General features: G+C 66.9%; 15 protein-coding genes. 7 read left to right on the top strand and 8 right to left on the bottom strand.

The features are described 5' to 3' along the window. Window positions 1–27: 27 nt before the first annotated feature. Window positions 28–921, bottom strand: a complete 894-nt coding sequence (locus MKK58_RS17985; protein ID WP_243913491.1) for a LysR family transcriptional regulator — start codon at window positions 919–921, stop codon at window positions 28–30. A gap of 104 nt (window positions 922–1,025) precedes the next feature. Between MKK58_RS17985 and MKK58_RS17980 the strand changes: the two genes are divergently transcribed. After that, on the top strand, window positions 1,026–1,898 hold the full coding sequence (locus MKK58_RS17980; RefSeq protein WP_243913490.1) for an NmrA/HSCARG family protein: 873 nt from the start codon (window positions 1,026–1,028) through the stop codon (window positions 1,896–1,898). Window positions 1,899–1,982: 84 nt separating this feature from the next. On the opposite strand, the gene MKK58_RS17975 is transcribed toward MKK58_RS17980, so the two are convergent. Continuing rightward, window positions 1,983–3,464, bottom strand: a complete 1,482-nt coding sequence (locus MKK58_RS17975) for a PLP-dependent aminotransferase family protein (protein WP_243913489.1) — start codon at window positions 3,462–3,464, stop codon at window positions 1,983–1,985. A 90-nt stretch (window positions 3,465–3,554) separates the two neighbouring features. On the opposite strand from MKK58_RS17975, the gene MKK58_RS17970 reads away from it, so the two are divergent. The 3 genes from MKK58_RS17970 to MKK58_RS17960 all read left to right on the top strand — a co-directional run bounded on the left by MKK58_RS17970 (window position 3,555) and on the right by MKK58_RS17960 (window position 6,004). After that, window positions 3,555–4,472, top strand: coding sequence for a DMT family transporter (locus MKK58_RS17970; RefSeq protein ID WP_243913488.1), 918 nt, complete (start codon window positions 3,555–3,557; stop codon window positions 4,470–4,472). An 84-nt stretch (window positions 4,473–4,556) separates the two neighbouring features. After that, entirely contained in the window at window positions 4,557–5,225 is a 669-nt protein-coding gene (locus tag MKK58_RS17965) for a GNAT family N-acetyltransferase (protein ID WP_243913487.1), read from the top strand. Beyond that, window positions 5,126–6,004 carry an isocitrate lyase/phosphoenolpyruvate mutase family protein gene (locus tag MKK58_RS17960; protein WP_243913486.1) on the top strand — a complete coding sequence of 293 codons (879 nt, stop codon included), beginning with the start codon at window positions 5,126–5,128 and terminating at the stop codon, window positions 6,002–6,004. The genes MKK58_RS17965 and MKK58_RS17960 overlap by 100 nt, the downstream gene beginning before the upstream one ends. 468 nt (window positions 6,005–6,472) lie before the next feature. Here MKK58_RS17960 and MKK58_RS17955 read toward each other — a convergent pair whose 3' ends face one another. The 6 genes from MKK58_RS17955 to MKK58_RS17930 all read right to left on the bottom strand — a co-directional run bounded on the left by MKK58_RS17955 (window position 6,473) and on the right by MKK58_RS17930 (window position 14,987). Next, window positions 6,473–8,521, bottom strand: coding sequence for an ATP-binding protein (locus MKK58_RS17955; protein WP_243913485.1), 2,049 nt, complete (start codon window positions 8,519–8,521; stop codon window positions 6,473–6,475). Further along, complete coding sequence (locus MKK58_RS17950; protein WP_243913483.1) at window positions 8,518–10,023, bottom strand: ATPase domain-containing protein; 1,506 nt, start codon at window positions 10,021–10,023, stop codon at window positions 8,518–8,520. The genes MKK58_RS17955 and MKK58_RS17950 overlap by 4 nt, the downstream gene beginning before the upstream one ends. A gap of 803 nt (window positions 10,024–10,826) precedes the next feature. Then, window positions 10,827–12,236: an amidase gene (locus MKK58_RS17945; RefSeq protein ID WP_243913482.1), complete on the bottom strand. Its 1,410-nt coding sequence runs from the start codon at window positions 12,234–12,236 to the stop codon at window positions 10,827–10,829. Between the two features lie 102 nt (window positions 12,237–12,338). Beyond that, window positions 12,339–13,022, bottom strand: coding sequence for a type 1 glutamine amidotransferase domain-containing protein (locus tag MKK58_RS17940; protein WP_243913481.1), 684 nt, complete (start codon window positions 13,020–13,022; stop codon window positions 12,339–12,341). A gap of 177 nt (window positions 13,023–13,199) precedes the next feature. Beyond that, window positions 13,200–13,802, bottom strand: coding sequence for a TetR/AcrR family transcriptional regulator (locus MKK58_RS17935; RefSeq protein WP_243913629.1), 603 nt, complete (start codon window positions 13,800–13,802; stop codon window positions 13,200–13,202). A gap of 282 nt (window positions 13,803–14,084) precedes the next feature. Then, entirely contained in the window at window positions 14,085–14,987 is a 903-nt protein-coding gene (locus MKK58_RS17930) for an SDR family oxidoreductase (protein WP_243913480.1), read from the bottom strand. A gap of 98 nt (window positions 14,988–15,085) precedes the next feature. Between MKK58_RS17930 and MKK58_RS17925 the strand changes: the two genes are divergently transcribed. The 3 genes from MKK58_RS17925 to MKK58_RS17915 all read left to right on the top strand — a co-directional run bounded on the left by MKK58_RS17925 (window position 15,086) and on the right by MKK58_RS17915 (window position 19,895). Beyond that, window positions 15,086–15,949 (top strand): helix-turn-helix transcriptional regulator, encoded by an 864-nt coding sequence (locus tag MKK58_RS17925; protein ID WP_243913479.1) that lies wholly within the window; start codon window positions 15,086–15,088, stop codon window positions 15,947–15,949. A gap of 324 nt (window positions 15,950–16,273) precedes the next feature. After that, on the top strand, window positions 16,274–16,468 hold the full coding sequence (locus tag MKK58_RS17920) for a type II toxin-antitoxin system ParD family antitoxin (RefSeq protein ID WP_056093467.1): 195 nt from the start codon (window positions 16,274–16,276) through the stop codon (window positions 16,466–16,468). Further along, window positions 16,455–19,895 carry a PAS domain S-box protein gene (locus MKK58_RS17915; protein WP_243913478.1) on the top strand — a complete coding sequence of 1,147 codons (3,441 nt, stop codon included), beginning with the start codon at window positions 16,455–16,457 and terminating at the stop codon, window positions 19,893–19,895. The genes MKK58_RS17920 and MKK58_RS17915 overlap by 14 nt, the downstream gene beginning before the upstream one ends. Window positions 19,896–20,103 lie beyond the last annotated feature (208 nt).

The raw sequence follows: 20,103 nt of genomic DNA, 5'->3' as shown, positions 1-20,103 counted from the left end.
CCGGCCACTTGCATCCAGTCTGGCCCGTCATCCGCTGATATGGGCGGCCAGTTCATCGGCGGTTCCCATCGGAAACGCCTCCTTCAGGTGGTCGAGGAACGCGGACACCCGCGCGCTCAGAAGCCGCCGTGACGGGTAAAGGGTCCAGAGGGCGATCTCGGGTCTGTCGAGATCGCCCAAGAGGACCAACCTGTCGGCAGCCAAGTCATGGCTGACGAGGGAGATGGGAAGACGCCCGGCGCCGACGCCAGCCAGGACGGCATCGCGGACCATCATCAGCGATGGAAGGCCGAGGACGGGCTCGGCGGTGACGTTCGACTTGCCCGCTGGTGATCGCACGGGCCAAGTCATGGAGCCCCCCATCGACCCGCGCACGACGGCGGGCACGGCCGCATCGCCCTCCGGCCGAGGCATGCTCGGAGCCGCCACGACGACCAGACGGTCCCTCAGGAAGATCCGTCCGACCAGGCTCTCATCCGGATCGGGATTGACCAGGATTGCGAGGTCATAGCCTTCCTCCACCATGTCGACGGCACGGTCCTCCGTGGTGACCTCAAGCCGGACCTCGGGGTGCTTTAGGGCGAACCCCGCGGCGAGCTTTCCCATGGCGGACTGAGAGAAGAACACGGGCGCGCTGATGCGCAGCCGGCCCCGTGGCTTGCCCCCGCCCGAAGCGATGGCCGCCGCGGTCTCGTCGAGCTCCGTGAGTAGCACCCTCGTTCGCTCGTGGAGCGCCCGACCTTCCTCGGTCAGCTTCAGGACGCGCGCCCCGCGTTCGAAAAGGCGCAGGGCGAGGTCGGCCTCCAGTTCCGCGACACGGCGGGACAGGGTCGCCTTCGGGCGTCCGGCGGCGCGGGCTGCTCGTCCGAAGCCACCATGCCGGGCGACGAGGTTGAAATCGGCGAGGGCGAGGAGGTCCATGTGTTCCACCAGCGAGACGGACTGTTTTAACAGGCCATCTCCCGGGTCGCGAGTGGATCGAGCATCTTCTGGATGTCTCTAGAGGCAAACCAGGAGTTACCCCCATGACCATTCTCGTTATCGGCGCGACCGGCACCGTCGGCGGCCATGTTGTCGAACACCTCGTGAAGCGCGGCGCCAACGTGCGCGCCCTGGTCCGTGACACCGCCAAGGCCAAATTGCCGGCGGGCGTCACCGCGGTCCAGGGAGACCTGCTCGACGTCGACGCCATGCGGAACGCCCTGTCGGGTGTCTCAACCCTGTTCCTGCTGAACGCGGTGGTGCCCGACGAGGTCACCCAGGCCCTGATCGCCCTCAACCTCGCCCGCGAGGCCGGCATCGAGCGGATCGTCTACCTGTCGGTGATCCACAGCGACCTCTACGTGAACGTGCCGCACTTCGCGGGCAAGTTCGCGGTCGAGCGGATGATCGAGGCGATGGGCTTTCACGCCACCGTCCTGCGCCCGGCCTACTTCATGAACAACGATGTCATGGTGAAGGACGTGGTGCGCGACTACGGCGTCTACCCGATGCCCATCGGCGCCAAGGGCCTCGCGATGGTCGACGCCGCCGACCTTGGGGAGATCGCGGCCCTCGAACTCATCCGTCGGGAGCAGGCCGAAACCCCGCTCCCCTTCGAGCGGATCAATGTTGTCGGGCCTGAGACGCTGACAGGTTCGGACGTCGCCTCCATCTGGTCCGACGTCCTGGGCCGTCCGATCAACTACGGTGGCGACGATACCGCAGCCTTCGAGCAGAACCTCCGGCAGAAGCACGTGCCGAGCTGGATGGCCTTCGACATGCGCTTGATGTGTGAGCGCTTCTACAGCGTGGGAATGCTACCCGACGCTGGAGATGCCGACCGCCTCACCGCGTTGCTGGGCCGTCCCCTGCGTTCCTATCGCGACTTCGCTTCCCAGGCCGCGGCGACCGCCTGAAATCCTTTCGCAAACCATCGAAGTCGGCGACCCATGGTTCGCAGAAGCTGCCTCCATCAGCTCGCATAGGCTATCCTGAACGAGCTACAGCGGAGGCAGCACGAATAGGGTAGCGAGTCGCCTGACTGCGTCGCGCAATTGTTCGGGCGGGAACCCGCCGAAGCCGAGCATCAGTCCCGGACGTCCGGGTAGCTCGGCGTACATCGGCGAGATCGGACGCATCACTAAACCGATGGCCTGCGCCCGGGCGGCAACCTGCACATCGTCCGCCCCTTCCGGCAGCCACAGCACGATGTGCATGCCCTGGTCACTCGGCTGAATGGACCAGCCCTCCGGCAGGGCTGGCGTGAGCGCTTCCAGCAGCACGGCCCGGCGCTCGGCGTAGAGGCCGCGGATGCGCCGGACATGGGCCTCGAATGAACCGTCCTGCATGTAGGCGGCCAGCAGGTGCTGATCAGCCGTGGGGGAGTGTCGGTCGAGCATCGCTCGGGCACCGGCGAACGCCTCGACCAGCGAACTCGGCGCGATGACGTAGCCAAGCCGCAGCGAAGGAAACAGCACCTTGCTGAAGGTGCCGAGATAGATGACCCGCGCTGGGCTGAGCCCCTGGATGGCCGGGAAGGGATGCCCCGCGTAGCGCAACTCGCTGTCGTAATCGTCCTCCACGATCCAAGCCTGATTACGCTCGGCCCACGCGACGAGGGCTTGGCGCCGGGCCATGCTCATCGGCATCCCGACCGGATATTGATGCGAGGGGGTGACGAAGGCGGCGCGGGCCGTCGGGCAGATTGATAGGCCGCGTTGCACGTCGAGGCCTTGCTCATCCACGGGCAGGTGGTGCGTGAGGACGCCGAGGTCTTCCAGCACGGCCCGCAAGCCCGGATAGGCCGGGTCCTCCGCCCAGACCGCATCGGCGCGCGACAGCAGCACCCGACCGGCCATGTAGAGGCCCTGCTGGGTGCCGGACGTGACGATGACGTTCTCCATCCCGCACCGAACCGCGCGTGCGCGGCGTACGTGATCGGCGATTGCCGCTCGCAACGCGGGTAGTCCGTACGGATCGGCGTAGCCCGCCGGTGCGGAGCGACTGGAAGCCCGGACACGATTGCCGAGCTTTCGCCACGTGTCGTCGGGGGCAATGCCGGCCGCCGGCACGGCGACCGCGAAGGGAACCTGGGGCTGTGACGCGACGGCACGGGCGAAGGCGGCCAGTCGTTCCGCCGCAGGCGGCAAGACCATTTCATGGGATACCGGATGTAGGCTCGACTCTGGCGGCGTGACCAGCGGCTCGTCGCTGAGCGTCGACGCGACACGGGTACCCGCACCGACGCGCGCGTCGAGGTAGCCTTCCGCCCTGAGCTGGTCGAACGCCTCGACCACCAACCCTCTGGCAACCCCAAGGGAGGCAGCCAGCGTGCGGGTCGATGGAAGCCGCTCTCCTGGCTTCAGTTCGCCACTCGCCACAGCATCACGCAGGCGCTGCGCGATCTGGCGGCCGAGGTGGCCGTCGCGCCGCTCGAAGGCTCTCAGGGAGGGGATCACGATGGTCGTTCGCTGCTTCGGCATCCAAGTGGACTAGCCGAAAACACCGATAATGGCACTCCACGCTAAACCATTTTGAGACGAGGGTAAGGTGCTCTCAGGGACCCTCTAGGCATGACGTCCAGCTCCGCCACCACCGTTCTTGGACGCCAACCGTCTCCGGCCTCTGCTCTCTCGACGCTTGGTCTCTTCGCCTTCGTGGTGGTGGCCTGGAGCCTCAACTGGGTTGTCATCAAGGTCGCCGTTCGGGAGATCACGCCACTCTGGGCCGTGGCCATCCGTACCGTTCTGGCTACCCTGGTCCTGTTTCCGGCGCTGTTGGCCACGGGGCATCTCGTCCGTCCGCCCCGCGCTGACCTGCCCGTCGTGCTCGTCATCGCCTTGTTCCACATGGTCGCTTTCGCGGCGCTCATGACGGTGGGCATGACATTCGTTCCCGCGAGCCGCGCCATCGTCCTGGGTTACACCACGCCCCTCTGGGTGGCGCCCGCTGCGTTCCTGTTCCTTGGGGAGCGCATCACGACGCGTCAGGCGATTGGCATCGCCATCGGGCTTTCCGGACTGCTTCTCCTCCTTGGACCGCGTGGTCTGGATTGGGGAAGCCCAGCAGCCCTCTACGGCAATGGCCTGCTGGTTCTGGCCGCTCTCTCCTGGTCCGTCAGCCTCGTCTATTCGCGCGGCCACCGCCGGACGGCGACGCCGCTTCAACTCATGCCCTGGCAGTGCCTGCTGGCTAGCTCGGTTCTCGTCGGGCTCGCACTTCTGGTCGACGGTGCGCCATCCGCGCGGATATGCGCTCCCGTCCTCATCGCACTTGCCTATAACGGCGTGATTGGGACGGCACTCGGCTTCTGGGCAATGACCGTCGTGAGCCGCCGCCTTCCGGCAGCCAAGGCCTCTCTTGGCCTCCTGGCGACGCCCGTTCTCGGGATCGGCCTATCCGCCGTCTTCCTCGGTGAAGGGCTCGACCCGGTTCTCATCCTCTCTGCGTTCGCGATTCTGGCCGGCGTCGCTCTCGGGATTGCCTTCTGAGTGGCAAGACCGTCCGGACACTGCTGAACGGATCAGGCTTGCCTTATCCAATACTCCCTCATCTCAGATGGATTACTGAAAGCCATGGATCGACAGAACTGGACCGGCGTCCCGAAGCCCGGATCTTGCGTGCTGGAAGGGCGTTACGCGCGCCTCGAGCCGCTGAGCCCCGCGCGACACGGTCCGGCGCTCTTTCACTCGGCGCTCCGACCGGGCGCCGAGGATCGCTTCCGCTACCTCTTCGATGAACCGCCGGTGGATGAGCCAAGCTTTGCCGCTTGGCTGGAGACGGCATCGACGTCGCACGATCCACTATTCTTCGCCGTGATCGACCAAGCGACGGGACGGGCCGAAGGGCGCCAAGCCCTGATGCGCATCGATCCGACCCACGGCGTCATTGAGATCGGCAACATTCTCTGGGGACCGGCCATCGCCCGGACACGGGTGGCGACGGAAGCGCTCTCCCTCTTCGCCGCCTACGCGTTCGAGACACTCGGTTACCGACGGTTCGAATGGAAATGCGACAGCCGGAACGCACCATCGCGGAACGCGGCGGCTCGGTTCGGTTTCACCTTCGAGGGCATCTTTCGCCAGCACATGATGGTGAAGGGTGAGAGCCGAAATACGGCTTGGTTCTCGATCATCAGCCCTGAATGGCCCCCGATCTCGGCAGCGTTGACCGCTTGGCTCGCGCCCTCGAACTTCGACGAGGCTGGCCAACAGCGACGTCGGCTGGACGATCTCAGGGCCTGATGACGATGGGTCAACCGATGATCACAACGGCGGAGAAGCGGAGGGCCTTTCGGAGCCTTCACGAGAGCGGCTTCTTCCTTCTGCCCAATGCCTGGGACCGCGGCAGCGCCGTTCGGCTCGCCAATCTCGACTTCAAGGCCCTCGCCTCGACGAGTGCGGGTGCGGCTTGGTCCGCCGGCCGGCAGGATGGGGAACTCGGCCTGGAGGCTATCCTCGACCACCTGAGAATGCTCGTTGCCAGCACCCATTTGCCGGTCAACGCGGATTTCGAGAACGGCTTCGCCGACCGTCCGGACGATCTTGCGCGGAATGTTGCCCTGGCCGTCGACATGGGTGTGGCTGCCCTGTCGATAGAGGATTGGTCGGGAACCGCGATGTACGAGACGGGTCACGCCGTCGAACGGATCGCTGCCGCGCGCAGGGCCATCGACGCCATCGATCCCACGGTGATGCTCATCGGTCGAAACGAGAACTTCCGTGTCCCCGGCATGTCAGTCAGTGCGAGCATCGCTCGCGCCGTCGCCTATGCGGAGGCCGGCGCCGACTGCCTTTTCGTGCCCTTCATCCTCGATCCCGTTGCCGTCGCGGAACTCGTCGCGGCGGTCGCCCCAAAGCCCGTCAACGTCGTCGTGCACCAGTACGACGCGGGCATCCGGGTGCTCGCCGAGCTCGGGGTTCGTCGTTGCAGCGTGGGTGGAAGCCTCGCTCGAAAGACCTGGGCGGCCTTCGATGCCGCTGCAGAGGTCCTCAAGAGTTACGAAGCAGGCGATGGGTGCTGACAAACGCGCAGATTGGAGCGTCTGCTTTCGAGCGACAACCGAATCCCTGGCTACGTCGTAGTTGGGTTGGCATCAGCCGGTCCGCTCTACGACTGGGTTGGGTGGCTTTCGGCCAGTCCGCTTGCAGCTCGATATCATCGAGAAGCAGCTGTAGCCCATCGGAAATCGCCACGATTGCCCGGGGGGGGTGATGCGGAACGGCACGACTTCCTTCCCTACCCATGACGCGAGGCAGACTTTGAGCGCGGCCGCCAGCACCGTCGGACAATGCGATGTGGTCCTGGGCGGCAGCTTGGCAGGCAAGCTAGGGAAAGACGTTGTTGCCGCCGGCGATACGCACCAGATCCGATACCCAGCCGATGTCCGAGCTGAGGGGTTCGTCCCACTTCTCGCACCACACCCGAAGCCGGGGTCGCCCCGGACCAGATCATCGGGATACGATGGAGTCCGAGGTTCCTTTATGCTCGCCTAGGTACGCTTCCCTCCAAGAACGAGGTGAAGAGATTTAGCCAGCTCGTCGCGCCGGTAGGGCTTGTTGAGGACCGGAAGATCGCCCCGCCCGATCACCTGGCCCTCTTCGAGGTTGGCGACGTACCCGGAGGTCAGGAGGACCTTAAGGCCCGGACGAAGGCGTTGCGCCTCAACGGCGAGCTGCGATCCGTTCATCCCGCCTGGCATCATCACGTCGGAGAACAGGATGTCGATCCGCTCGACGCCCTGGAGATGGACGAGGGCCTCCGCGGCATTGCGGGCCACGACCACGCGGTAGTGGAGCTCCTCCAAGCTCTCGACAGCCATGCCGAGCACCTGTTCATCGTCCTCGACCAGGAGCACGGTATCGCCTTCCGTTGCCCGGCGGAGCGGAAGGGGACCGCTGCCGGTGCCTGCCTCCTCGCCGGCCGGTTCGGCTGAGCGGGGGAACAGAAGGCGGAAGGTGGTGCCGAAGCCAAGTTCCGTCTCGATACCAACGAAGCCACCGGCGCTGCGGGTGAACCCGTACACCTGCGATAGGCCGAGGCCCGTTCCCTTGCCGACTTCCTTAGTAGTAAAGAACGGTTCGAACACCCGAGCTAGGGCCTCCGGGGAGATCCCGCTGCCCTGGTCGGTCACTGAGACCTCGACATAGGCTCCCGGCGGCACGCCCCTGTCAGCCACCGCCGCGGTGTCGAGGTGCACGTTCCGGCTCCGCACGACGATCCGCGAGCCACGTCCGTCCATCGCGTCCCGGGCGTTGACGACGAGGTTCAGTACCGCCGCCTCGAACTGCGCCGGGTCGATCCGAATCGGGTCGATGGTGGGGTCGAGATCAAGTAGGAGCTCCACGGCGGCGCCCGCCGCCCGTTCGGCCAGCGGCTTGAACTCGAAGAGCAAGCGGTTGGGGTTGATGGTCTGGGGCCGCAACATCTGCCTGCGGGAGAAGGCCAGGAGTTGCTGCGTGAGTTGCTCGCCGCGCCGCGCCGCGTTCATCGCGGCCTCCGCCAGGCGGACGACGCGCTCAGTGTTCTCCGGCTTGCGCAGCATCATGTCGAGGCCGCCGACGATGACCGTCAGAAGGTTGTTAAAATCGTGCGCCACGCCGCCGGTCAGCTGCCCGATAGCCTCCATCTTCTGGGCCTGCCGCAAGGCCTCCTCGGTGGTGCGCTGCTCGGTCCTGTCGACGACGATGCCCGCCATGCGGACGGGGCTCCCATCCTCGCCGTACTCGGCCTTGCCCTTGGCCCCGATCCAGCGGATTGCCCCGTCGGTCCGCGATATCCGGCACTCCAAGTCCAAGGTTCCGGTCTCGACCGCCAGGGCGAATGCGGCCTCGACCATCGGCCGATCCTCCAGCACGGCGTGAGCCAGGAATTCGGCCCTGCCCCACGTCGAGACCGGTTCGTCGTAGCCGAAGATCGCGTCATGTCGATGGGAGCGCCGCGCCGTGTCCTTGACGAGATCGAGATCCCAAGACCCCATTCCGGCGGCATCAAGGGCGAAGGCCAGGGTCTCGCGCGCCGCCTCGACCTCGCGCGTCCGATCTTCGACGCGACGCTCAAGGGTCTCGTTCGCGATGCGCAGCCTCTCCTGGGCCTCCTCGCGCTCCCGGATGTACTGACGGGCCTGGTACTGGCGCCGACGGACCCGCAGGGCCGAGGAGACCGCGCTGAGAAGCGTTTCGGCGTTGATGGGCCGTTCCAAGAGGACGACGTTGCCGAGGCGTTCGATCACGGCGGCAGCCTTGGTCGAACGTCGCCCGGCCTGCCGCGTCGCAAGCACGATGAACGGGAAGTCCGACCACGGCGGCTGGGACGAGACCCAGGCGTCCAGCGATGCCGCATCGACGTCGAGGAGCGCCTCCTCGGTCACAATGGATGTGGCGGCGGACGTACGAAGGCCATCGAGCCATTCAACGCCGTTGGCGCAGACGGTGACGCCGACGTCGGACTTGACCATGAGCTGCGCCATGACGACCGCGTCGCGTCCGCGCGGGGCGAGGATCAGGACGACTTCCCCATCGGGAACGGATGCCGGCGTCATATCGCCGGCTCGGCGGCGCCCGGGATCAGCGCGACCTTGCCGTCGTATGTCGGCAATCCGGACAGGATGCCCTGGAAGTCGGAGAGCGCGGTGCCGACTTGGAGGCCTATGGGAGAGAGCTTGAGTTCCCGGATGGTGCGCTCGTGGGCGTTGACCCGGCTCTTCACCACCGACAGGGCGGTCCGGACCGCACCGTTGGCCTCGAAGTACCGGAACAGCAGGATGCCGTCGCTGAGGTAGCTCAGGTCGATATCCGACCGGACGTCGCCGATCACGCCGTGCTGGCCGAGGACTAAAAGGGTCGTGGCGCCCTTCTGATTCAGGTAATTCAGGAGTTCGTGCATCTGCAGGATGAGGTACTCCTCGCCCGGCATGGCGTGGATGTACGCGTTCAGGCTGTCGAACACGATGAAGCTCGCGCCACGCGTCTCCACGGTGTTGCGGACCCTGCAGGCGAACTCGCCGGGGGAGAACTCGGCCGGCTCGATCTCGTCGATGACGAGGCTGCCGCTCGAAAGATGGGCGTCGAGATCCATGCCCAGCGCCCTGGCGCGTGTGAGCATGGTCTGGCGGCCCTCGTCGAACAGGAAGTAGGTCGCTTTCTCCCCACGGTCCAACGCCTCAAGCATGCACCGGACCGCCGTGGTGGTCTTGCCGACCCCTGAGGGTCCGAGCAGCAAGGTGTTGGTCGCGGGGGCCAGCCCTCCGCCCAGGAGGAGGTCGAGTTCCTTGGAGCCGGTCGAGGCCGGCGTCATGTCAAACTCCGCGGTATGGTCGTCAATTACGAGACTGGGGAACACCTCGACGCCACCGGTATCCAGGACGAAGTCGTGCAGCCCGCCGTGGAACTTGACGCCGCGCATCTTTAGGACGTCGAGGCGCCTGCGCGCGGCACCGAAGCCGCGTCGGACCTGTTCCAGCATAATCACCCCGTGGGCGATGCTGTGGAGCTGGACGTCGGCGGTCCCGTCGTCCAGCAGGAAGACGGTGCATTCCCGGGAGGCGAACATCTGCTTCAGGGCCAGGATCTGACGCCGGTACCGGAGCGGGTTCTGGGCGAGCAGGCGTAGCTCCGACAGGCTGTCGAACACCACCCGCTGCGGCTTGAGGCTGTCGACCCGGTCGATCACCTCCCGCACCGTTTCCCCAAGTTCGACCTCGGAGGGATGCAGCACGGATTGCTCGCTGTCCGGATCAAGCCCGAGTTCGTTGACGAGTTCATAGACCTCGATGCCGTCAAGCGACCACCCGTGCGTCCCGGCGGCGAATGCAAGCTCGTCTGCGCTCTCCGACAGGGTGACGTAGAGACCCCTCTCCCCCCGCGCGACGCCGTCGAGAAGGAATTGCAGGCCGACGGTCGTCTTGCCGGTCCCCGGCGTTCCTTCAAGCAGATAGAGGCGACCGCGCGTCAAACCGCCGTCGAGGATCTCGTCGAGGCCGGTGATACCCGTCGATAGGATGTCGCGAGCCCTTGGGGCATGCGTCGTGGCGGACTCGGTCATCGGGCGGCATCCGGTCGTCGGCAACCGATGCCCGTGGCGTGGGCTTTGGGGTACCTTGGGAAACGTGTTCCGACGATAACTCTCGCTTGGCGGTTTGGTCCCATCGCAAGCCCACGGCATCGCCGGCCCAGGCGGATCGCGGCATGCCCGTTTCGAGACGGTCGGCCCGTGTGGCATTCCCACGGGATACAGTCGGTAAGGGGTGCGAGGCGGTCGTGAGCGAGGCCACGCGTGCGATGCCGGAAACCGCCCGATGGACGGCAACCTACACGCGCTCACGATCCGGGTGCGCGACGAGGAGGACGCAACCGTCCACGCGGGGACCCAGATGTTCGCGTGTTGAGGATGGGCGATACATCTTGGAACAAGCCCGACGCTCTGGATGATCCAGGGTATGCTCGGCCCGGGCCATCCCGCTGCGCAACATCCGCTCCAGCTACGACACGGTTCCCGGTACGCGGGTTGCGCGCGAGTTGAGCTTGCCCAGGCTGGCGGCGAGGTCCGCCGTCGAGGCCGAGACGGCGCCGGATACCGAGGCGGAGCCCCGCGCGAGCAGAATCTCGGAAAAGTCCGCTTACGGGCAGCCGGCAGACCGGGTTGAATGACCACACTGGGTCGAGTCCGGCTGGACTGCTCTACGACCAAGTCGGGTGGTTTCCTGCCTGTCTGGTCTCGGGAAGCAAGATACAAGAAGCGGACTTTAGCGCCGGAAGCGGCGGGGTTGCCGCGACGCTCCCATTTCAGCCATTCGGCGTGCGCTCATGGCCGGGGGCCACGAAGCGCCCCCCGGCAGGTTCCGCCATTCAGAGGCTCGGGTGCAGGCCGCGGACTGGGCTCACGCCTTCCAGCACCGAAGCGGCGTGAAGGATCGTGGTCTCCGCCTGCCAGCTGCCCACCAGCTGCACGTTGATCGGCAGACCCTCGCGGCTCGTCCCGAAGCGCATCGACAAGCCCGGCAGGCCCGTCACGTTGAGGGGCACCGTGGCGCCTTGAAGGTAAGTCAGGTCGACGGTCTCGCCATTGACGACGAGTTCGCTGATGCCGTGCTCGTGCGCTGGGACGGGCAGCACCGGGGTCAGGAGGACATCGTGGTCCCGGAAGTAGGCGGCATAGCCGTCCCGAAGCCGCTCCGCCGCCTGCTCGGCCGCGACGTAGTCCTCCATTGAGGTGTCGGGCAGCGACAGCATGGTCCTCGCCATCTTGTAGATCTCGTCTTCGGGACGGCCCGCAATCGCCTCCCGGAAGGCGGGCTTCATCTCCATGACGTGGAGCTTGTTGAACACGTCGAGGGCGAAGTCGCGCTCCAACGCCGGGATGCGCACCTCCTCCACGTGGTGGCCCTCGCCCTTGAGGGCCTCGGCTGCTGCGCGCACCGTCGCCGCGACCTCCGTGTCGATGGGCCCGAAGCCCGGTCCGACCATCCAACCGACGCGAAGCTTGCGGTCCGGTGCGGCGCCGATGCCGGCGTCGAACGGGACAGTGCTTGTCGCGAAGGAATCCAGGCCGTCGGGGCCTGCCAGCTGCGAGAAGGCGAGCGCGAGGTCGCGGATGCTGCGCGCCATCGGGCCGACATGCCAGAAGCGGCGGGGCGCGCGGGGCCAGATGCCGGTCATCGGCACGCGCCCGTGGGTAGCTTTCAGCGAGACGATGCCGGTCTGGGCGGCGGGGCCGCGCACCGAGATGGCGAGGTCGGTGCCGAGGCCCAGCGGCGACATGCCCGCCGCGATGGCCGCGGACTCGCCGCCGCTCGAACCGCCCGGCGTCCGGTCGAGGTTCCAGGGGTTGTTCGAGCGGCCCGAGAGCAGGTTGTCGCTCTCGATCCAGTAGGAGAACTCGGGCAGGTTCGTCTTGGCGAGCAGGATGCCGCCGGCGCTTTTCATGCGGGCCACGCTGGTCGCGTCGGCATGCGGCACGCGGCCCCGGAAGATGGGCGAGCCGCGCTGGGTCATCACGCCAGCGGTGTCGATGGAGTCCTTCACGGTGAAGGGCACGCCGTGCAGGGGCCCGAGTTCCCTGCCCGCCATGACGGCCGCCTCGGCTTCCTTCGCGGCTGCCAACGCGCCTTCGGCGACCGTGACGATGGCGTTGACCTTGGGGTCGACCGCCGCGATGCGGTCGAGGTGGGCCTGCACGACCTCGACCGGCGAGAGCTGCCGGGTGCGGATCAATTCGGCGAGCCGTGTCGCGTCCGAGAAGACGATGTCGGTGGTCATGGGCTGGGATCCTTCGAGGTCGCCGATGCGGGCGGACCGCCCCGGCGCGGCCGGGCGACGATCATGGGTGGGGGGCGGGCGCCGCCGAGGGCGCCCGCGTCCTCAGCGGTTTGCGAGGTGGGCGACGAGACGCTCGGCGGCGGGGCCGGAGGAGGCCGGGTTCTGGCCGGTGATGAGCAGGCCGTCCGTCACGACGAAGGGTCCCCAGTCGGCACCCTTGGCGTAGAGGCCGCCGTTCCGCTTGAGTTCGTCCTCGACCAGGAACGGAACCACCTCGGTGAGGCCAACGGCCTCCTCCTCGGTGTTGGTGAAGCCGGTGACGTTCCGGCCTTCGACCAGGGGCTTCCCATCAGGCCTCTTGGCATGGCGCAGGACGCCGGGGGCGTGACAGACCAGGGCCACGGGCTTGCCGGCGCCGAGCGTCGTCTCGATCAGCCTGATCGAGGCCGAGTCCTCGGCGAGGTCCCAGAGGGGCCCGTGCCCGCCGGGATAGAACACGGCGTCGAAGCCCTCGTGGCCGACGGCGTCGAGCCGGCCCGTCTCGGCGAGCACCGCCATGGCCGCCGCGTCGGCTTCGAAGCGGCGCGTCGTGTCGGTCTGGAAGCTCGGCTCGGCGCTCTTCGGATCGAGCGGCGGACGGCCGCCCTCGGGCGACACCAGGACCACCCCCGCCCCCGCATCCTTGAACACGTAGTAGGGGGCCGCGAGTTCCTCCAGCCAGAAGCCGGTCTTCCGGCCGGTGTCGCCGAGGCGGTCGTGCGAGGTCAGCACCATCAGGATCTTCATCGTCGTTCTCCGGGGCTTTCGCTTGGGTGAGGGGGAAATCTTCGCGTATCGGGCCGTTCGCTGGGTCCGCGGGACACCGTCCCGGGGAAGGTGGTCGGTTTTATCCTAAGTAGACCGGTCGTCTCGTAACTTGGCGCGACGGAGAGATCGTTCGGAGCAAGTTTGGAACGCGATGTATCAGGGTGACCCGAGGCCGAGGATGCGCCGGGTCGTCCCTATGGCAGCCTCGAACGGTGCGTCGGTCCGGACGATCTTGGCCATCAGGCTCGCACCGAGCCAGACATGGTACAGGTCCTCGGCGGTCGTATGCGGCTCGCTCTCGATCGTGAACGAGCCCTCCGCCACGCCCGCCGCGATGGACCGCGACAGCCGTTCGATAATCGCGGCCGTGCCGCCCTTGAGGGCGAGGCGCATCGGTTCGGACAGGTCCGAGACCTCCGCCGCAAGCTTCACCGCGAGGCACTTGCGCTGGTCGTCGATACTGCCCTGCGTGGCCTGCCATTTGCGCCAGTAGTTCATCAGGCGCTCGGCATGCCGCAGCCCCGGCTCGGCAAGCGTCGTGTCGAGGTCGGCGAGATAGGTTTCGAAGTAGTCCGCCAGGAGGGCCTCGCCGAAAGCCTCCTTGGAGCCGAAGTAGTGGTAGAACGACCCCTTCGGCACGCCAGCCGAAGTCAGGATCTCGTTGAGCCCGACCCCAGAGAACCCCTTCGCACCGACGAGGCCGTAGGCGGTGTCGAGGATCCCCTGGCGAGTGTCGGTATGTGCGGTGACGCGTGCCATGACGATGAGATAGAACAAATTAGACCGGTCGTCTAGATGCATTCGCATCTTTTTGTCGGAAGGAGCATGGGAGTAAGCTGGGAAGCTCGCGGTTTAAGGACGACCCCGCCGCACGTTTCCTCGCTGGCGTCTGCTTTCCGGAAGCGAGTTCATCGCTTGCTTCGGCCGAATGGGGTCGGGACCCGTCCGTCCGCTCCACGTTTCGGTCGGATGGGTTTGCGACTTTCTGCGGTCGACAGGTGAAGGCGTCGAAGAGACCGTTCTCAAGCGTCGTCCACCTTCTCAAGACGAGGCACGGGAGTAGTCCATCCGCTCAAGGTCAGCCAGCAGGCCCGGTCCGGTCGGACGCCAGCCGAGCTGATCCTGCGTCCAGACACTGGACGCTGACATGTCGTGTCCGGCGAACAGGCCGAGCCACCCGAAGTGTCCGGCCACCTCCTCCGACGAGATGGCAGATACCGGCACCTTCAGGCCGCGGCCGACGACCTCCGCGATGTGGCGGGCGCTGACACCCTCTTCGGCGACCGCGTGGTAGCGAGCCCCCGCATCCGCCTTTTCCACCGCGAGGCGATAGAGGCGCGCGACGTCGAGGACGGGACCCGCCGCCCAGCGGTTCGCCCCTTCCCCGACATAGGCCGATACGCCTTTGGCGCGCGCGAGCTCGACCAGGTAGGTGACGAGCCCCTGCTCGACCGTGTCGTGGACCTGCGGGAGGCGCATCACCGAGACGTTCACGCCCTCGTCCAAGAGCTTAACCCCCGCGAGTTCCGAGGCCACACGGGGGTTCGGGTACTCGGCGTTGAAGACGTCCTCGCGTGCCGGCATCCCCGGGGCTGAGCAACCGAAGCCGACCCCAGACGTGATGAGGAGGGGGCGGTCGGACCCCTTGAGTGCCGAGCCCAGAGCCTCGATGGCGCGCCGATCCTTCTCGCAGTTGGCGACGAAGTTCGAGAAGTCGTCGTGGTCGAAGGCAGTGTGGATGACCCCGTCCGCTTGGGCGGCGCCGCGATGGAGGCTGTCGACGTCCTCCAGGTTGCCAAGGAGCGGTTCGACGCCGGCTTTGGCAAGGGCTCGTGCCCCAGCCTCCGACCGTGTCATCCCAAGGACCCGATGTCCCGCGGAGAGGAGTTCAGGGACAATGGCCGAGCCGATGAAGCCGGTGGCGCCGGTGAGGAAGATGAGCATGGAGAGCGGTCCGTTGGGTCCAGACGCCAACTATCCACTCAGGGTTGATGCCATTAAAGTAGTGACCGTATCCCGGTATACCGACTAATAGGATCGCCATGCTTGCCAGCCCGGAAACCTCGCTCGGAGCATACCTGCGGGACCGGCGGACCAGGCTCGATCCGGCCGCGCTCGGGTTCTCGGGCCGCCGACGCACGCCCGGCCTGCGTCGGGAGGAGGTCGCCCAACGCTCGAACATCAGCGCCACCTGGTACACCTGGCTGGAGCAGGGGCGTGGCGGAGCGCCCTCGGCTGACGTCCTGAACCGCATCGCGGTCGGGCTAATGCTAACCGAGCCGGAGCGCGAGCACATGTTCATGCTCGCCCTTGGGCGTCCGCCCGAGGTCCGCTACACGCCGAAGGAAGGGATCACGCCGCGCCTGCAGCGTTTGCTCGACACGCTGGAGGTCAGCCCTGCGCTGATCAAGACGGCGACCTGGGAAGTGGTCGCCTGGAACCGCGCTGCCGCCGTGGTGCTGACCGACTGGGACACGGTCCCTCCCGGCGAGCGTAACATCCTGCGCCGCATGTTCGGCGACCCGACGGTGCAAGCGGCTCAGCATGATTGGTATAGTGTCGCCCGCTACGTCGTCGGCGCGTTCCGGGCTGACGCGGTGCGGGCGGGCGCAGCATCCGAGGTCAACGCACTGGCAGAGGAACTCAGTTGCACCAGCCCGGAGTTCGCAGCCCTGTGGCAGGAGAACGACGTCCGGGCGCACACGGACGGGATCAAGCGGCTCCGGCATCCGATCCTGGGCTCCATCGAGCTGGAATTCTCGGCCTTCTCCGTGGACGGCCGTCCAGATCTCGGCATGATCGTCTACAACCCCGTTATGCAAAGCGTTCGGGATGGAATCGTCACACTCCTTCGCGGTACTCACGAGAGGGTCGAGACCGAATGCCCCCTTACGGAGCCCCTCTAGCAGCGTATGGGCTGGTGGCAGCCCGGGACCTACTACTCTGCTCAACGTCCGGCCTGGGTGGATTTTTGCCGGTCCGCTTTCGCAATGCAGAATGAAAAAAGCAGCTGTTCAGCCCGGTATCGGAGGTGCGCAGGTTTGCGCCACTTCCGGACCCTCGATTGGAGTCGCCGCAATGCCGCTCACAATCTCTCCCCAGTCATTGATCGAGAGATAAAATCCCGGCAGTCACGATATCCTCAGCCAAGAACAGGTGTGACGACGCAGCTGCGCGAATAGGGGTGTCGCAGGTGCGACACCGTCCCGGGGAGCTGCTAGTGGCACCCGATGGCCGCCAAACACTCCCGACACATCGCCCTGACCGAACCGCTGATTGCCTACGTCGAAGGGCAGGTCGCCAAGGGGGACTACACATCCATCAGTGAGGTCGTCAGGTCGGCGCTTCGGCTTCTGATCGCACACGACGAGGCGAAGGCCCATCGTGTGGCTGCACCGAGCAGGTCCGCCCATGGCCGGGTCTGAGAACGTCGTCGCGGAGGCCGCCCGCGATCCGGCCAGGCTCGCGACGCTCGCCGGTTACGGCATCCTCGACACCGAGGCCGAGCGGGGCTTCGATGACATCGTGCTGCTCGCGTCCCGGATTTGCGGCACGTCGGCCGCGCTGGTCAGTCTCGTCGCCGGCGACCGGCAGTGGTTCAAGGCCCGCGTCGGTTTCGACTCCTGCCAGACCCCGCTGTCGCAATCGATCTGCGCCCACGCCCTGCGGCAGCCCGGCCTGCTGGTCATCCCGGATCTTGCCGCCGACCCTCGGACCCGGAACAACGCGCTGGTCACCGGGGAGCCCCGGCTGCGGTTCTATGCCGGCGCGCGGCTGGAGACGCCGGAGGGCCTTCCGCTTGGGACCCTGTGTGTGATCGACGGGAAGCCCCGCCCCGGGGGGCTGACGCCCGAACAGGCCGAGGCCCTGGAGGCGTTGGGGCGGCAGGTCATGGCGCAGATGGAATTGCGCCGGTCGATGGCGGCGCGCGACGATGCCCTGCGCACAGCCCGGGAGGCGGACGTCCGCCACGGCCAGATCCTCGACAGCGCCCGCGACTACGCCATCGTGACCACTGACCTCGACGGCCTCGTGACCGGTTGGAGCGCCGGCGCCGAGGCCATCCTCGGCTGGTCCGAGGCCGAGATGCGCGGCAGGCCGGCACGGCTGTTCTTCACCGAAGAGGACGCTGTGGACGGCGCGCCCGAGCGCGAGATGCGCGTCAGTCGCCAGGACGGGCGCGGCAACGACGAGCGCTGGCACGTGCGCAAGGACGGCTCGCGGTTCTTCGGCTTGGGCGAGATGATGCCGCTCCGCGCCGACAATGGCACGCATGTCGGTTATCTCAAGATCCTGAGGGACCGGACGGACCAACGCCTAGCCGCCGAGGCGCTCAAGCGGCAGACCGACCTGCTCCAGACCGTCACGGACCACGTCAGCGAGGCCGTGTTCCAGCTCGACCGCGACGGTCTAGTCACCTTTGCCAACCCGACGGCGCATGTCCTGCTCGGATGGGACGCCGGTACCCTGGTCGGGCAGGACCTGCACGAGGCCGCCCACCACCACCATCCGGACGGGCGCCCGTTTCCGGCGTCGGAATGCGGCTTCGTGCACGCCATCCGAGAGGGGAAGACCCTCCGGCAGCGCGACGCCACGTTCTTCCATCGCGATGGGACGCCCATCGAGGTCGTTTGCTCAAACGCCCCCGTCCTCCAGGGCGGGACGGTGGTCGGAGCCGTGCTCACCGTCTCCGACGTCACCGGCCGGCGCCTGGACGAGCGTCGCCTCAGGGAGGTCAACGCCGAACTGGAGCGGCGGGTCGCGGAGCAGCACGCATCCGAGACGCGGCAACGCTTCCTGCTCGACCTGACCGATACCCTTCGCGACCAGGGCGGCCCGCGTGGGCGGATGCAGGCGGCGGTGGACGCCCTCGGACGCCACCTCGGCGCGAGCCGGGTCGGCTACGGCTTCGTCGAGGGGGACGGCGTATCCGTCACCCTAGGCACCGAGTACGTCGACGGCGTCGCGACGCTCGCCGACACCTACCCCCTCGAAGCGTTCGGGCCTGGCAACATCGCCAACCTCAAGAAGGGTCGGACGTCGGTCTATCCCGACGTCGAGGCGGATGCGGACACGGCCGGCCTGGGGATGGAAGCCTTCGGCATCGGCGCCATCGTCGCCGTACCCCAGGTCCACGAGGGACGCCTCCGGTCCATCGTCTACGTGAACCAACGCGAGCCGCGGGCCTGGACGCCCGACGAGGTCTCGCTGGTCGAGGAGGTCTCGGCCCGGATCTGGGACGCCGTCGAGCGCGTCCGCGCCCAGGGCGCGCTGCGGGCTCTGAACGAGACGCTGGCGGCCCAGGTCGCCGAGCGTACCAAGGAGCGAGACCGCATCTGGCACGTAAGCCAGGACATGCTCGGCGTCGCCGACGCGAACGGGATCTGGGTGAGCATCAACCCAGCCTGGCACCGTATCCTGGGATGGGACTACCACGACATCGTCGGAAAGACGTCGGAGTGGCTCGAACATCCCGAGGATCGGGAGAGGACGCGGGCTGAGGTCGAGCGCCTCGCCGACGGTGCGCTCACGCTGGCATTCGAGAACCGTTTCCGGGCGCGCGACGGAGGGTATCGAACCCTGTCCTGGACGGCCGTTCCAGTGGAAGGGCTGCTCTACTGCGTCTCCCGCGACGTCACCCTGGAGAAGGAGCGCGCCGCCAGCCTGCTGCAGGCCGAGGAGGCGTTGCGGCAGTCTCAGAAGCTGGAGGCCGTCGGTCAGTTGACCGGGGGCGTCGCGCACGATTTCAACAATCTGCTCACGGTCATCAAGTCATCGACCGACCTGCTCAAGCGCCCCAACCTTTCCGAGGATCGGCGGGCCCGGTACGTCGGCGCGATCTCCGACACCGTCGACCGGGCGGCCAAGCTCACGGGTCAGCTCCTCGCCTTCGCCCGCCGACAGGCGCTGCGGCCTGAGGTGTTCGATGCCGGCCGCAGCGTGAGGGCCATCGGTGAGATGGTCGGCACCCTCACCGGCGCTCGGATCGCAGTCGCGATCTGCGTCGGCGACGAGCCCTGCCATATCAACGCGGACCCGAGCCAACTCGACACCGCCCTCGTCAACATGGCGGTCAACGCCCGTGACGCGATGGAGGGGGAAGGGAGACTCGACATCGTCGTGGAGGCGGCAAGCCTCGTGCCGGCGATGCGGTCTCATTCCGAGCGGACCGGTAACTTTGTCCGGATCGCGCTGACCGACACCGGTTCCGGCATCCCGGCCGACCAGATCGACCGGATCTTCGAGCCGTTCTATACGACCAAGGGCGTCGGCCAGGGCACCGGCCTCGGCCTATCCCAGGTGTTCGGCTTCGCCAAGCAGTCGGGCGGCGAGGTCGTGGTCGAGAGCGAGGTCGGACGCGGCACCACCTTCTCGCTCTACCTCCCGCGTGCGGACACCGATTCCGGCGTACCTGAAGAAACCGCGTCCGTTGACAAGGTCGTCGACGGACGCGGGACCCACGTCCTCGTGGTCGAGGACAACCGCGAGGTCGGGACTTTCTCGACCCAGACCCTCCAGGAACTCGGCTACGGCACCCATTGGGTAACAAACGCCGACGACGCCCTGGCGGCGTTGGCAGCAAGCCCCGGCGGCTACGATGTCGTGTTCTCCGACGTGGTCATGCCGGGCATGAACGGCGTCGAACTCGGACGCGAGGTGCGACGGCTGTATCCCGGCCTGCCGGTGGTGCTGACCAGCGGCTACAGTCACGTGCTGGCCGAGGAAACCGACCACGGCTTCGAGCTCCTTCAGAAACCGTATTCGGTCGAGGCGTTGTCGCGCATCCTCCGCCGGGCCGCCTCCAAACGTCGGCGACGCCGGGCGGCGCCCGATCATTACGAGCAGCCCTGAAACGAGTAGTTGAAACCTAACGCTTGGTACCGACCGCTCGGGGTCAACGTCCGCCAGCCTGCTCTACGGCTAGTGCACTGACGCGGTCAGAGGATTCACGAGGCGGGCGATGCATGCGAGTCTGGGCAATGGCTCAGACCGTCTGCGTGCTCCTCGACGCCGCCACCCAGTCAGCGCTTGCCGCGATCGCCGGCGATCGATCCCGCCC

Origin of the sequence: Methylobacterium sp. J-078 (assembly GCF_022829285.1) — a bacterium.
Lineage (GTDB): Bacteria > Pseudomonadota > Alphaproteobacteria > Rhizobiales > Beijerinckiaceae > Methylobacterium.
The sequence above is the reverse complement of the archived record's forward strand: the minus strand, read 5'-3'. Positions and strand labels throughout refer to the sequence as shown.

Coding starts and splice junctions, on each gene's coding strand:
- MKK58_RS17985 (WP_243913491.1), bottom strand. CDS start 921: ATGGACCTCCTCGCCCTCGCCGATTTCAACCTCGTCGCCCGGCATGGT.
- MKK58_RS17980 (WP_243913490.1), top strand. CDS start 1,026: ATGACCATTCTCGTTATCGGCGCGACCGGCACCGTCGGCGGCCATGTT.
- MKK58_RS17975 (WP_243913489.1), bottom strand. CDS start 3,464: ATGCCGAAGCAGCGAACGACCATCGTGATCCCCTCCCTGAGAGCCTTC.
- MKK58_RS17970 (WP_243913488.1), top strand. CDS start 3,555: ATGACGTCCAGCTCCGCCACCACCGTTCTTGGACGCCAACCGTCTCCG.
- MKK58_RS17965 (WP_243913487.1), top strand. CDS start 4,557: ATGGATCGACAGAACTGGACCGGCGTCCCGAAGCCCGGATCTTGCGTG.
- MKK58_RS17960 (WP_243913486.1), top strand. CDS start 5,126: ATGGCCCCCGATCTCGGCAGCGTTGACCGCTTGGCTCGCGCCCTCGAA.
- MKK58_RS17955 (WP_243913485.1), bottom strand. CDS start 8,521: ATGACGCCGGCATCCGTTCCCGATGGGGAAGTCGTCCTGATCCTCGCC.
- MKK58_RS17950 (WP_243913483.1), bottom strand. CDS start 10,023: ATGACCGAGTCCGCCACGACGCATGCCCCAAGGGCTCGCGACATCCTA.
- MKK58_RS17945 (WP_243913482.1), bottom strand. CDS start 12,236: ATGACCACCGACATCGTCTTCTCGGACGCGACACGGCTCGCCGAATTG.
- MKK58_RS17940 (WP_243913481.1), bottom strand. CDS start 13,022: ATGAAGATCCTGATGGTGCTGACCTCGCACGACCGCCTCGGCGACACC.
- MKK58_RS17935 (WP_243913629.1), bottom strand. CDS start 13,802: ATGGCACGCGTCACCGCACATACCGACACTCGCCAGGGGATCCTCGAC.
- MKK58_RS17930 (WP_243913480.1), bottom strand. CDS start 14,987: ATGCTCATCTTCCTCACCGGCGCCACCGGCTTCATCGGCTCGGCCATT.
- MKK58_RS17925 (WP_243913479.1), top strand. CDS start 15,086: ATGCTTGCCAGCCCGGAAACCTCGCTCGGAGCATACCTGCGGGACCGG.
- MKK58_RS17920 (WP_056093467.1), top strand. CDS start 16,274: ATGGCCGCCAAACACTCCCGACACATCGCCCTGACCGAACCGCTGATT.
- MKK58_RS17915 (WP_243913478.1), top strand. CDS start 16,455: ATGGCCGGGTCTGAGAACGTCGTCGCGGAGGCCGCCCGCGATCCGGCC.